Annotated in this window: 11 protein-coding genes; 8 read left to right on the top strand and 3 right to left on the bottom strand. The window is 68.7% G+C overall.

Translation table 11 applies throughout. The features are described from left to right. Positions 1-62: 62 nt before the first annotated feature. From GVN21_RS15510 to GVN21_RS15535, 6 genes are all read left to right on the top strand, one after another. Positions 63-2,090 (top strand): TonB-dependent receptor, encoded by a 2,028-nt coding sequence (locus GVN21_RS15510; RefSeq protein ID WP_166575636.1) that lies wholly within the window; start codon positions 63-65, stop codon positions 2,088-2,090. Positions 2,091-2,134: 44 nt separating this feature from the next. Then, entirely contained in the window at positions 2,135-3,316 is a 1,182-nt protein-coding gene (gene mnmA / locus GVN21_RS15515; RefSeq protein WP_166575635.1) for a tRNA 2-thiouridine(34) synthase MnmA, read from the top strand. After that, positions 3,313-3,531 (top strand): hypothetical protein, encoded by a 219-nt coding sequence (locus tag GVN21_RS15520; RefSeq protein ID WP_166575634.1) that lies wholly within the window; start codon positions 3,313-3,315, stop codon positions 3,529-3,531. Before mnmA ends, GVN21_RS15520 begins: the two co-directional genes overlap by 4 nt. A 4-nt stretch (positions 3,532-3,535) precedes the next feature. After that, the gene (locus GVN21_RS15525; protein ID WP_166575633.1) at positions 3,536-3,823 is read left to right on the top strand and encodes a hypothetical protein; all 288 of its coding nucleotides are present in this window, start codon (positions 3,536-3,538) and stop codon (positions 3,821-3,823) included. Positions 3,824-3,913: 90 nt separating this feature from the next. Next, positions 3,914-4,993 (top strand): phosphotransferase family protein, encoded by a 1,080-nt coding sequence (locus GVN21_RS15530; protein WP_166575632.1) that lies wholly within the window; start codon positions 3,914-3,916, stop codon positions 4,991-4,993. A gap of 103 nt (positions 4,994-5,096) precedes the next feature. Beyond that, entirely contained in the window at positions 5,097-6,413 is a 1,317-nt protein-coding gene (locus GVN21_RS15535; protein ID WP_166575631.1) for an amidohydrolase family protein, read from the top strand. A 40-nt stretch (positions 6,414-6,453) separates the two neighbouring features. On the opposite strand, the gene GVN21_RS15540 is transcribed toward GVN21_RS15535, so the two are convergent. Further along, on the bottom strand, positions 6,454-7,098 hold the full coding sequence (locus GVN21_RS15540) for a TetR/AcrR family transcriptional regulator (protein ID WP_166575630.1): 645 nt from the start codon (positions 7,096-7,098) through the stop codon (positions 6,454-6,456). A 129-nt stretch (positions 7,099-7,227) separates the two neighbouring features. On the opposite strand from GVN21_RS15540, the gene GVN21_RS15545 reads away from it, so the two are divergent. Both GVN21_RS15545 and GVN21_RS15550 read left to right on the top strand, forming a co-directional pair. Beyond that, the gene (locus GVN21_RS15545) at positions 7,228-7,854 is read left to right on the top strand and encodes a TetR/AcrR family transcriptional regulator (protein WP_166575629.1); all 627 of its coding nucleotides are present in this window, start codon (positions 7,228-7,230) and stop codon (positions 7,852-7,854) included. Between the two features lies 1 nt (position 7,855). Further along, positions 7,856-8,896 carry an alpha/beta hydrolase gene (locus GVN21_RS15550; RefSeq protein ID WP_166575628.1) on the top strand — a complete coding sequence of 347 codons (1,041 nt, stop codon included), beginning with the start codon at positions 7,856-7,858 and terminating at the stop codon, positions 8,894-8,896. A 58-nt stretch (positions 8,897-8,954) separates the two neighbouring features. On the opposite strand, the gene GVN21_RS15555 is transcribed toward GVN21_RS15550, so the two are convergent. Both GVN21_RS15555 and GVN21_RS15560 read right to left on the bottom strand, forming a co-directional pair. After that, positions 8,955-11,090, bottom strand: a complete 2,136-nt coding sequence (locus GVN21_RS15555; RefSeq protein ID WP_166575627.1) for a M13-type metalloendopeptidase — start codon at positions 11,088-11,090, stop codon at positions 8,955-8,957. Positions 11,091-11,278: 188 nt separating this feature from the next. Beyond that, positions 11,279-11,679 (bottom strand): OmpA family protein (locus tag GVN21_RS15560; RefSeq protein WP_166575626.1); only part of this gene is annotated, 401 nt, incomplete at its 5' end.

Here is an 11,679-nt window from a genome sequence, read left to right as displayed (position 1 = left end):
AGCGCTTGACGAGCAGATATGTTATTTCATAACAGTTGCGCAGTTCTTCCCTGGAGGCGCCGATGCGCATGTCTGTTCTGCTGGCCGGCGCCAGCCTTGCCGCCCTTTCCGCCGTTCCCGCCCTGGCGCAGGACGCCGCGCCGCGCGGGGATGTCGCCGAGGTGGTGGTCACCGCCGCCCCCTATGCCATCTCCGAAGACTCGGCGACGACCAGCGTGGCCATCATCGACCGCGACGCCCTGGACGTGGCCCCGGCCGGCGGCCTGGGCGATCTGCTGGGCGGTATGCCCGGGCTGCGGTCGACCAGCTTTGGTCCGGGGGCCAGCCGGCCGGTGGTGCGGGGCCTGGCGGGGCCGCGCGTCTCGGTGCTGACCAACGGTGTCGGGCTGATCGACGCCAGCGCCCTGTCGCCGGATCACCAAGTGGCCTCCGATCCGGGCGAGGCCTCGCGGATCGAGGTGCTGCGCGGGCCGGCGGCCCTGCTCTACGGCGGCTCGGCGATCGGCGGCGTGGTCAACATCTTCGACGACCGCATCGCCCGCACCCTACCGGACCGCCCGGTGAGCGGCCGGTTCAACGCCTCGGTCAGCTCGGTGGACGATGGCTACTCCACCTCCGGCGCGCTGCGGCTGACCACCGGCCCGATCGTCTTCTCCTTCGACTTCCTGACCCGGGAGAGCGACGACTACCGCATCCCCGCCTATCCGGAATCGCGCCAGCAGCTGGCCGCCGAGGGCGAGACCGCCGAAAAGCCCTTCCCCGACCGGCTGGAGAACTCGGCGGTCAGCCTCGACACCTTCGGCCTCGGCGTCTCCTTCGTCGGCGACGAGGGCTATTTCGGCCTCGCCCTGAAGACCGTCGACACCACCTACGGCGTGCCCGGCCACGCCCATGAGGAGCCGCCCGTCCCGCCGCCGATCCCCGAGCCGGAAGAGTTCGTCACCATCGGCCTGGAGCAGACGCGTCTGGACATGCGCGGCAAGCGCAACGTCGCCCTCGGCCCGTTCCAGACCATCCGGTTCAGCGGCGGCTATGCCGACTATACCCACACCGAGTTCGAGGGCGCCGAGGTGGGCACGGTGTTCACCTCCAAGGGCCTGGAGGGCCGGTTGGAGCTGGTCCAGATCGAGCGCGACGGCTGGAACGGGGCGGTCGGCGTTCAGGCCCTGCGCCGCAACTTCGACGCCGAGGGCGACGAGGCCTATGTACCGCGCACACGGATCGAAGAGCTGGGCGTCTTCACCCTGCAGCGGGTGGACCTCGGCGGCTGGGGTTACGAGGGCGGCCTGCGGGTGGATAGCCGCAAGCTGGACAGCGTGGTCGGGGAGCGGGACTTCACCAATGTCTCGGCCTCCGCCGGTGTCTTCGTGCGGCCGGCCGACGACTGGTTCCTGGGGGCCAGCATCTCGCGCACCAGCCGCGCCCCGACCGAGGCCGAGCTGTTCGCCGATGGCCCGCACGTGGCCACCCGCGGCTACGAGATCGGCGACGCCGCGCTCGAGGAAGAGGTCGCCACCTCCCTGGAATTCACCGCCCACTATGGCGGCGAGCGGCTGAGCGCCGACCTGCATGTCTATGGCGTGCGGTACGAGGGCTTTATCGACCTGACCCCGACCGGGGCGGTGATCGATGACCTGGACGTCTTCCAATATGTCCAGACCGACGCCGAGTTCTACGGATTCGAGGCCGAGGGCTCCTGGACCGCCTGGCAGAACGGCGAGCGCAAGCTGAAGCTGGAAGCCGGGGCCGACTATGTGAAGGCCGACAGCGATCTGGGGCCGCCGCCCCGCATCCCGCCGTGGTCGCTGACCGGGCGCCTCGTCTGGGAAGGCCCGCAGCTGGCGGCCAAGCTGGAGGTGCGCCATGTGGCCGAACAGGATCGGCTGGCTGCCTTCGAACTGCCGACCGACAGCTATACCCAGGTGAATCTGGGCGGCAGCTGGAGCCCGCCGGCCCTGGAAGGCGTGAAGCTCTATGCCGAGGTCCGCAACCTGACGGACGAGGAGATCCGCGAGCACGCCTCCTTCCTGAAGGACCTGGCGCCGCAGCCGGGGCGGAACTTCCGGGCGGGGATCGCCTGGCGCTTCTAGCGGGCGCCTCGCAAAACAGGCCCCGAACCTCTACATAGCGGGCGATGACCACCGCCCTGGCCCCCTCTGCCATCGACGCCGCGCTCGACGCGGTGCGCGAGGCCGTGCGCCTGCCGGCCGGGACGCGGATCGTGGCGGCCATGTCGGGCGGGGTGGACTCGACGGTGACCGCCGCCCTGCTGCACCGGGCCGGCTATGACGTGGTCGGGGTCACCCTGCAGCTCTACGACCACGGGGCGGCGGTCCAGAAGAAGGGCGCCTGCTGCGCGGGTCAGGATATCCTGGATGCCCGGACGGCGGCCGAGGCGATCGGCATCCCGCACTATGTCCTCGACTACGAAAGCCGGTTCCGCGACCAGGTGATCGAGGAGTTCGCCGACGCCTATCTGCGCGGCGAGACGCCGATCCCCTGCGTGCGCTGCAATCAGACGGTCAAGTTCCGCGACCTGCTGGACGTCGCCCGCGACCTGGGCGCCGAGGCGATGGCGACTGGCCACTACGTCCAGCGGGTGGAGTCCGGCAACCGCGCCCAGCTGCTGCGCGCCGCCGACCCGGCCAAGGACCAGAGCTACTTCCTGTTCGCCACCACGGCCGAGCAGCTGGACTTCCTGCGCTTCCCCCTGGGCGGGATGAGCAAGCCACAGGTGCGGGCCATCGCCGCCGAACTGGGCCTGACCGCGGCCGACAAGCCCGACAGCCAGGACATCTGCTTTGTTCCCGAGGGCAAGTACCACACGGTGATCGACCGCATCCGGCCGCAAGGCGCGCTGCCGGGCGAGATCGTGCATATGGACGGCCGGGTGCTGGGGACCCATGAGGGGGTCACCCGCTACACCATCGGACAGCGCCGGGGCCTGAACATCGCCGTGGGCGATCCGTTGTTCGTCACCCGCATCGACGCCGACAAGCGCCAGGTGATCGTCGGCCCGCGCGAGGCGCTGCTGACCACGGCCCTGACCTTGAAGGAAACCAACTGGCTGGGTGGCGAGACGCTGGACGAGGCCGCCGCCGCCGGCCGCCCGGTGCTGGCCCGGGTCCGCTCGACCCGTGAGCCCGTGCCCGGGAGGTTGTCCTTGGTAAAGGGCCAGATCGCCGTGGCCCTCGACACCCACGAGGAAGGCGTCGCGCCGGGTCAGGCCTGCGTCCTCTACGCGCCCGAGGCTCCGGACAGGGTGCTCGGCGGCGGCTTCATCGCCTCGGCGGTGCGGGCCGAGGTCGCGCTGTGATCGACCTGCCGGTCGGGATCAGCCTGGCGGCCATCGGGCTGCTCTGCGCGGCGGTGCTGGTGCGATCATTGAGCACGGGCCGGTTGGCGGTGTTCTTCACCAAGCGACCGGACATCGAGCGGGCCGAGGAACCGCTGCGCTTCTGGACCCAGTTTACGGCGGTCGGGTTGGTCGGGGCGGTGGCCCTTTTCGTCGCCGCGTTGATGCTGGGCTGATCGAATGACCGAGAAGCCAGGCGAGCCGGGCCTGCTGGTCCAACTAGGCCTGCTGGCTCCCGTTGTCTTGGTCTGGAGTGCCGTCCTTTATATCGGCGAGCCGCTCTTCCGCGCCGCTGGCGCGCTGATAAACGACTTTCTTGCGCGGACTGTCTCCCTCGACCTGGGCTCCGATTTCGGACCGTGGGTGGCTGTCGTGGCGGCTTGGTTTCTCATCTTGCCGTTCTGGCCGATGTATGTGGGCTGGGCTGAGCCAAAGGTGGCCGGGCTTCTCGCCCGCCTAAGCCGCTGAGATGACCCGCCGCATGGTCATCCTTGCGCCCCCCATCGCCCCCGCTAAAGTGCGCCAACTTCAAACAAGCGTACGAAACGGGAAACGACCATGGCTGACGCCGCGCCGAGCGCCCAGGACCTGAACAGCGGCACCGAGCCGCTCGACGAACGCACCTGGATCGACGCCGAGAAGCTGCTGCCGTGGCTGCAGGCCAACGTCGAGGGCTTCAAGGGTCCGCTGGAAATCCGCAAGTTCAAGGGCGGCCAGTCCAACCCGACCTATCAGCTGGTCACCCCCGGCCAACGCTACGTCCTGCGCCGCAAGCCTCCGGGCAAACTGTTGCCCAGCGCCCATGCGGTGGACCGCGAGTACACGGTGATTTCGGCCCTCAACAAGGTCAACTTCCCTGTCGCCAAGGCCTATGCCCTCTGCCTCGACGAGAGCGTGCTGGGGACCATCTTCTACGTCATGGAGCAGGTGGAGGGCCGCATCCTGTGGGACGGGACCCTGCCCGACTACAGCCCCGCCGACCGCCGCAAGATCTATGAGGCCGAAATCGGCACGCTCGCGGCCCTGCACAACGTCGATTACAAGGCCATCGGGCTGGAGGACTACGGCAAGCCCGGCAACTATTTCGCCCGCCAGGTCAGCCGCTGGACCAAGCAGTACCAGGCGTCTGAAACCAGCGTCATCCCCGAGATGAACAAGCTGATCGCCTGGTTCCCGGACCATACGCCCGAGGACGACCAGACCTCGATCGTCCATGGCGACTACCGGCTCGACAACATGATCCTGCACCCCACCGAACAGAAGGTGGCGGCGGTGCTGGACTGGGAGCTGTCGACCCTGGGCAACCCGCTGGCCGACTTCAGCTACTTCCTGATGAGCTGGGTCATGCCCAGCCAGGAGCGCGGCGGGCTGTCGGGCATCGACGACCTGACCGCCTATGGCATCCCGACCATCGACGAGGCGGTGGCGCAGTACTGCAAGGCAACCGGCCGCGACGGCCTGCCCAACCTCGACTGGTACTTCTCCTACAACCTGTTCCGCCTGGCCGGCATCTGCCAGGGCATCGTCGGGCGAGTGCGCGACGGCACGGCCAACTCGGCCCATGCCGCGACAATGGAAGCCCGGGTGCCGGTGCTGGCCAAGGGCGCCTGGGAGTTCGCCCAGAAGGCGGGGGCGTAATCACAACGTTGGGGCGGGCCCCTCCTTCTCCCTCAGGGAGAAGGGTTGTTTGGGGTGGCTCTGACAGTGCAGTGTGCGCCGAACTATTCAGGGGCCGTATCAAATGAAATCCACCCTCAAGGCTGGCCTCGTCGCCGCCGCGTTCGGCGCGATCGCGCTCACCACCGGCGCCACCGCCCAGGCGCCGGCCAGTCCGCTGACCTACGTCCAGGCCGGCCGCCTGTTGGCCGATCCGGCCTCGGGCAAGGTGGAGACGCAGAAGACCCTGGTGATCCAGGACGGCAAGGTGCTGCGGGTCGAGAACGGCTACACCTCGGCGCCGGGGGCCAAGGTGGTCGACCTCAAGGATAGCTTCGTGCTGCCTGGCCTGATCGATAGCCACGTGCACATCACCAGCCAGAACGGGCCAGCCGGGGCGCTTGAGCGCTACACCAAGACCAAATCCGACCTCGCGCTGGACGGCGCCAACTATGCGGGCATCACCCTGCGCGCCGGCTTCACCACCGTGGCCGACCTCGGCGCCCCCAATGAGGTGATCTTCGCCCTGCGCGGGGCCATCGCGTCCGGCAAGGTGGCCGGGGCCCGGCTGATCGCGGCCGGGGATTCGGTGTCGGTGCATGGCGGCCATGGGGACGATGCGAACGGCGTGCCGGAAGGCTATGTCCACCTGTTCCGCGGCTCCTCGGTCTGTTCGGGGGCGGACGACTGCCGCCGGGCCACCCGCGAGCAGGTGCGGGCCGGGGCGGACATCATCAAGATCACCGCCACCGGCGGGGTGCTGTCGCCGACAGCCGCGGGCCTGGCCCAACAGTTCAGCGAGGACGAGATCGAGGCCATCGTCGAGGCCGCCCACTCCATGGGCCGCAAGGTGACCGCCCACGCCCACGGCGGGGACGGCATCAACACCTTCCTCAAGGCCGGCGGCGATTCCATCGAGCACGGCACCTACCTGGATGCGGAATCGATCAAGCTGTTCAAGTCGAGCGGCGCCTGGCTGGTGCCCACCCTGCTGGCCGGCGATTTCGTGGCCCGCGAAGCGGCCAAGCCCGACACCTGGATGGTGCCCGCCGTAAAGGCCAAGGCCCTGGAGGCCGGGCCGAAGATGCTGGACATGGCCCGCCGCGCCCACACCGGCGGGGTGAAGATCGCCTTCGGCACCGACAGCGGTGTGTCGCCGCATGGTCAGAACGCCCAGGAGTTCGCCCTGCTGGTCAAGGCCGGGATGAGCCCGCTGGACGCCATCCGAGCGGCCACCGTCTGGGCGGCGGAGCACCTGGGCCTGTCAGGCCTCGTCGGCTCGCTCACCGCCGGCAAGGCGGCCGACATCGTGGCGGTAAAGGGCGATCCCCTGGCCGATGTGACGGTGCTGGAACGGGTCAGCTTCGTGATGAAGGGCGGGGTGGTCTACCGCGAGGACTAGGCTGGCCCCATCCTCCCCCGCTTGCGGGGGACGACAGTGGTTACGCCCCCTCGGCCCCGAACGCCCGCAGGAAGGCGTCGATGTGGAACTGGGCGTAGGGGCGGTATTCCTCGGGGGTCATGGGCACCCCGAAGCCGCCGCGCACCAGGGCGATCTGCATGAAGGGGGCGAAGAACAGGCGCACCATCATGACCGGGTCGCTGGTCGGCTTGAGCTCGCCGGAGGCGATGGACTTGGCGAAGGCATGGGAAACCGTGCCGACGCTGGGGCCCAGCACCTGGTCGCGGATCAGGCTGGCGACGTCTGGCCGTCGGGCCGATTCGTCCATCGCCAGGGCCATGTAGCCGCGAGCCAGGCCGCCCTCCTGGATCTTCAGGGTGCCCTCGGCGAAGATTTCCAGCAGGCCCCGGATCGGCCCCTTGTAGGCGGCGATCCTGGCGGTCAGGGCGCGGGTGGGGATCACCAGATCCTCCTCCAGCATCGCCTGGATCAGCACGTCCTTGCCGGGGAAATAGCGATAGACCGCCGGCTTGGTGACACCGACCGCGGCGGCCACCTCGTCCATCCGGCAGGCGAAGCCTTTTTCGTTCACAAGCTTGCGGGCGGCGTCGAGAATCTGGCGGCGGCGCTGGTCGGCGCGCGCGCTGCGGTGCTCCCGGAGCTCGCCTTGATCGGCGATAGACATCTTCCCCGCACCCCAAAATCCGGCTCTACGCGCCGGGTACTCGTGACCCTACCTCCCTTTCGCGCAAAGCGGGAGTGCGACGCAATTCCTTTTCGCGACCGCGCCAAGGCCTGCTAGCCTCGCGGGACGATGAGTCCGACCACTGTCCTTTCCACAGGTAAGCGCGAACAGACCAAGCTGGCCAATCGCCAGGCGATCCTCGATGCGGCGCGGGAGGTGTTCGCAGAGCTTGGCTATGAGACGGCGACGGTGCGCGACATCATCCGGCGCACCGAGCTGTCGGTGGGCGCCTTCTACAACTACTTCCGGTCACGCGAGGAGGTCTTCGAGGCCCTGGCCGACGACGGCGCCCGGCGCTTCCGCCCGATCCTACGGGCCTGCTGGGAGCAGGCGGAGGACTTCGAAGGCTATCTGCGCGCCGCCATCCAGGCCTATTTCGACTTTCTCGCCGATGAGCATGAGAGCTGGCAGGCCCGCCGGCCGATCGGCGAGCGTCACCCGCATGTCTCGATGGAGACGCCCGAAATGGAGCGGGTGTTCGAGGAGGTGCGCGAGGCCTTCACCGCCGCCATCGAGCGGGGCGGGGCGCCGCGCGTCGATGCCGACTATCTGACCGCCGCCTGCATCGCCATGGCGCGGGAGGTGGGAGAGCGGATGCTGATGCGCCGGCCGATCGACACGGCGGCGGCGGCGGACTTTGCGGCGCGGATGATCCTGGGCGGCCTGCCCGCCCTGCCGCGCCTGCGGGAGCCCTGAGATGGCCGACGTCCGCAAGCTGGTGCTGAAGACCCTGCTGTCCCTGCCGACTCCGGTCTTGCGGCTGATGTCGGGGGGCTCGGCGGTCTACCAGGGGGGGCGGACGCTCGATCCCCGGTTCCAGTTCCTGGCCGCCCAGGCCAGGGCCATGCCAGCCATGTCGACCTTGACCGCCCAGGAGGGCCGCGCCGGCGCCGCCCAGGGCATGGCCCTGCTGGCGGCCGGGGCCGAACCCGGGGTGACGATCGAGAACCTGATGGTCCCCGGCGGCGAGGGCGAGGTGAGGGCCCGCGCCTACCGGCCAACCGATCAGGATCCGGACGCGCCGCTGCTGGTCCATGCTCATATGGGCGGCGGGGTGATCGGCGACCTGGAGACCCACCACGCCTTCTGCTCGATCCTCAGCAAGCTGGCGCGTTGCGCGGTGCTTTCGGTGGACTATCGGCTGGCGCCCGAACACAAGTTCCCGGCCGGGCTGGACGACATGCTGGCCGCCTGGCGCTGGGCCCGGGACAACACTGCCCGCTTCGGGGCCGAGAGCGGCCGCCTGGCCATCGCAGGCGACTCGATGGGGGGCAATTTCGCCGCCATCCTCTGTCAGGAGATGAAGCGCACCGGCGAGCCGCAGCCGGCGCTGCAGCTGCTGGTCTATCCTGCCGTCGACGTGGCCTCCGAGACCCAGTCGATGAGCACCTATGCCGACGCCTACCCGCTGTCGCGCGAGACTATGAGCTGGTTCATGGACCACTACATGAGCCCGCAGGACGATCCGGCCGACCCGCGCCTGTCGCCGATCCGGTCAGAGGACCTCAGCGGCCTGGCCCCGGCCATCGTGGTCACCGCCGGATTCGATCCCCTGGTCGACCAGTGCGAGGCCTACGCCCGGCGGCTGAAGGCCGCCGGCGTTCCGGTGCTCTATCGCTGCTACGACGGCCTGGGCCACGGCTTTACCGCCTTCGGCGGCGCCATCCCGCCGGCCGACATCGCCTGCCGCGAGATTGCCGGGCTGTTGCGCCAGGGGTTCGAGGGCAAGATCGCCTGACCGGATAGAAAAAGGGCGGCCCGTCAGGCCGCCCTGTTCCCGTTGATTTGCCTGGGTCCTACCAGATCCGGACCCGGTCTTCCGGCTTGACGTACAGCTTGTCGCCTTCCTTTACGCCGAACGCCTCGTACCAGGCGTCGATGTTCCGGATGGTGCCGTTGACGCGGTAGTAGCCGGGGCTGTGGCTGTCGCTGACCAGGCGCTGCTTGAGCGCCTCGTCGCGAATCTTCGAGCGCCACACCTGCGCCCAGCCGTAGAACACCCGCTGGTCGCCGGTGGTCCCGTCCAGGACCGGCGAGGGCTTGCCGTGCAGCGAGATTCGGTAGGCGTCGAGGGCCAGGCTGAGGCCGCCCATGTCGCCGATGTTCTCGCCCAGGGTCAGGCGGCCGTTGACCTTGTGGCCGGGCAGCGGCTCGAACAGGCTGTACTGGGCGTCCAGCCGGTCGCCCTGGGCCTTGAACTTGGCCTCGTCCTCGGGCGCCCACCAATTGGTCAGCACCCCGTCGCCGTTGGACTTGCTGCCCTGATCGTCGAAGCCGTGGCTGATCTCGTGGCCGATCACTCCGCCGATGCCGCCGTAGTTGATGGCCGGATCGGCGTCGGGGTGGAAGAAGGGGGCCTGCAGGATGGCGGCCGGGAAGACGATCTCGTTCTTGACGCTGTTGTAGTAGGCGTTGACCGTCTGGGGCGTCATCGACCATTCGGCCTTGTCCACCGGCTTGTCGATGCGGGCGACGCGGCGGTCCCAGTCCCAGGCGGCGGCGCGGTTGGCGTTGCCGTACAGGTCGCCGGAGACGACCTTGAGCTTGGAATAGTCCTTCCAGACGGTCGGATAGCCGATCTTCACGCCGAACTTGGCCAGCTTGTCGAGCGCCTTGACCTTGGTCTCCGGGCCCATCCACTCAAGTTTTTCGATGCGCAGCTTCATGGCCATGCGGATGTCGCCGACCAGGGCGTCCATCTTGGCCTTGGACTCCGGCGGGAAGTAGCGGGCGACATAGACGCGGCCGACGCTCTCGCCCATCAGGCCGTTGACGTAGGCGACGCCGCGCTTCCAGCGGGGCTGCTGCTCCGGCTGGCCATTCAGGGTCTTGCCGCGGAATTCGAAATGAGCGTCCACGAAGCGCTTGGACAGCAACGGGGCGGCGCCGTCGGCGATGTGGAAAGCCTGCCAGGCCTTGAGGGTGTCGAGCGAGGTCTCGGCGTAGACGGCCGCCAGTTTGGGGAAGGCGGTATCGGTGGTGACGATCACCTGTTCACGCGCCGGCAGGCCGCTCTCGGCGAAATAGCGGTTCCAGGCAAAGCCGGGGCTGATCTGCTGCAGCTCGGCCAGGGTCTTGGGATTGTAGGTCTTGTCGCGGTTGCGACGCTCTGCGCGGGACCAGGTCGCCTCGGCGATACGCGTCTCGTAGGCGACGATGTCCTTGGCGGCCTGGGCGGGGTTGTCCCATCCCACCATGGTCAGCATCTGGGCAATGTAGGCCTCATAGGCGGCCTTCTTGTCCGCGAACTTGGCGTCCAGATAGTAGTCGCGATCGGGCAGGCCCATGCCGCCGGTCCCGGCGTAGACCGCGTAACGGCTGGGGTTCTTGGCATCGTCCGCGATGCCGACGCCGAGGATCGACTGGTAGCCGCCGCCGCCCAGCGACTTGCCCTGCAGCGCGGCCATGTCGTCATGGCTCTTCACCTTGCGGATGGCGGCAAGCTTGGGAGCGATCGGCTTGGCATCGAGCTTTTCAGCGCCGGCCTCGTCCATGAAGGTGGTCCAGGCGGCGCCGATCTTGGCCGCGTCCTTGTCCTGCACCTTCCCGGCGGCGGCGTCCTCGAGGATCGAGCGGACGCGGGCCTCGGAGAGGATGGCCAGGGCGTCGAAGTTGCCGAAGCGGGTGCGGTCCGAGGGGATCTGAGTGCGGTCGTCCCACGCGCCGTTGGCGAAGCGGTAGAAATCCTCGCCCGGCTTGGCGGCCGGGTCGCGGCCGGTCATGTCGAAGCCCCAGGTCCCGTAGCGCGGGCTCTCCAGGCTGATCGGGGCGGCGCCGCCGGGGGCGGCTTCCGCGAACTCGAATAGCGATTGGGTGACGCAAGCCTCGTCCAGACAGAGGTGGTCCTCGTGGCCGGCGTCGTTGGCGCTGGCGGAGGCGACCGCGAGGGTGAGGGCGGCCGCGGCGGCGGCGCTGAGAAGCAGGGTTTTCATGAATCCAGGGCCTCTGGCGTGAATTTGTGGCCAAACCATGCCAGGGGCGGGACATTGGAGCGCGTTAAACTTTGTTCATGGGGCAGATTGTCCCCCGGCCCCCACCACCATTCGCGTCGCGCGAGGCCGGAATAGCAAAAGGGCCCGGATTGCTCCGGGCCCTTCGCTTACTTCAGTCGTCGATCGGATCAGAAGTTGATCGAGATCGTCGAGCGGCGGTTCAGGGGCTCCTTCACGCCGTCGCCGGTGGCGACCGCGGGGGAGGTTTCACCCTTCCAGTCGACCGACAGCTTGGAGCTGTCGACGCCGAGACCGACCAGGGCGTCAGCGACGGCCTTGGACCGGCGCTGCGACAGGCCGACGTTGTACTTGGCCGAGCCCGAGGTGTCGGCGTGACCGACGACCACGATCTGGGTCGCGCCACCGGCCTGAGCGTACTGGGCCGCTTCAGAGACCACCGCCTGGGCGTCCGCAGTCAGGATCGACTGGTCGAACGGGAAGTAGACGATGAACTCGCGCGCTTCGTACTGCGGCGGCGGGGGCGGCGGCGGCGGTTCAACCGGCGGCGCCGCCCCCGCCGCCGCAGTAC

This window comes from Caulobacter sp. SLTY (assembly GCF_009905535.1).
Lineage (GTDB): Bacteria > Pseudomonadota > Alphaproteobacteria > Caulobacterales > Caulobacteraceae > Caulobacter.
The sequence above is the reverse complement of the archived record's forward strand: the minus strand, read 5'-3'. Positions and strand labels throughout refer to the sequence as shown.

Coding starts and splice junctions, on each gene's coding strand:
- mnmA (WP_166575635.1), top strand. CDS start 2,135: ATGACCACCGCCCTGGCCCCCTCTGCCATCGACGCCGCGCTCGACGCG.
- GVN21_RS15550 (WP_166575628.1), top strand. CDS start 7,856: ATGGCCGACGTCCGCAAGCTGGTGCTGAAGACCCTGCTGTCCCTGCCG.
- GVN21_RS15525 (WP_166575633.1), top strand. CDS start 3,536: ATGACCGAGAAGCCAGGCGAGCCGGGCCTGCTGGTCCAACTAGGCCTG.
- GVN21_RS15510 (WP_166575636.1), top strand. CDS start 63: ATGCGCATGTCTGTTCTGCTGGCCGGCGCCAGCCTTGCCGCCCTTTCC.
- GVN21_RS15540 (WP_166575630.1), bottom strand. CDS start 7,098: ATGTCTATCGCCGATCAAGGCGAGCTCCGGGAGCACCGCAGCGCGCGC.
- GVN21_RS15555 (WP_166575627.1), bottom strand. CDS start 11,090: ATGAAAACCCTGCTTCTCAGCGCCGCCGCCGCGGCCGCCCTCACCCTC.
- GVN21_RS15535 (WP_166575631.1), top strand. CDS start 5,097: ATGAAATCCACCCTCAAGGCTGGCCTCGTCGCCGCCGCGTTCGGCGCG.
- GVN21_RS15545 (WP_166575629.1), top strand. CDS start 7,228: ATGAGTCCGACCACTGTCCTTTCCACAGGTAAGCGCGAACAGACCAAG.
- GVN21_RS15530 (WP_166575632.1), top strand. CDS start 3,914: ATGGCTGACGCCGCGCCGAGCGCCCAGGACCTGAACAGCGGCACCGAG.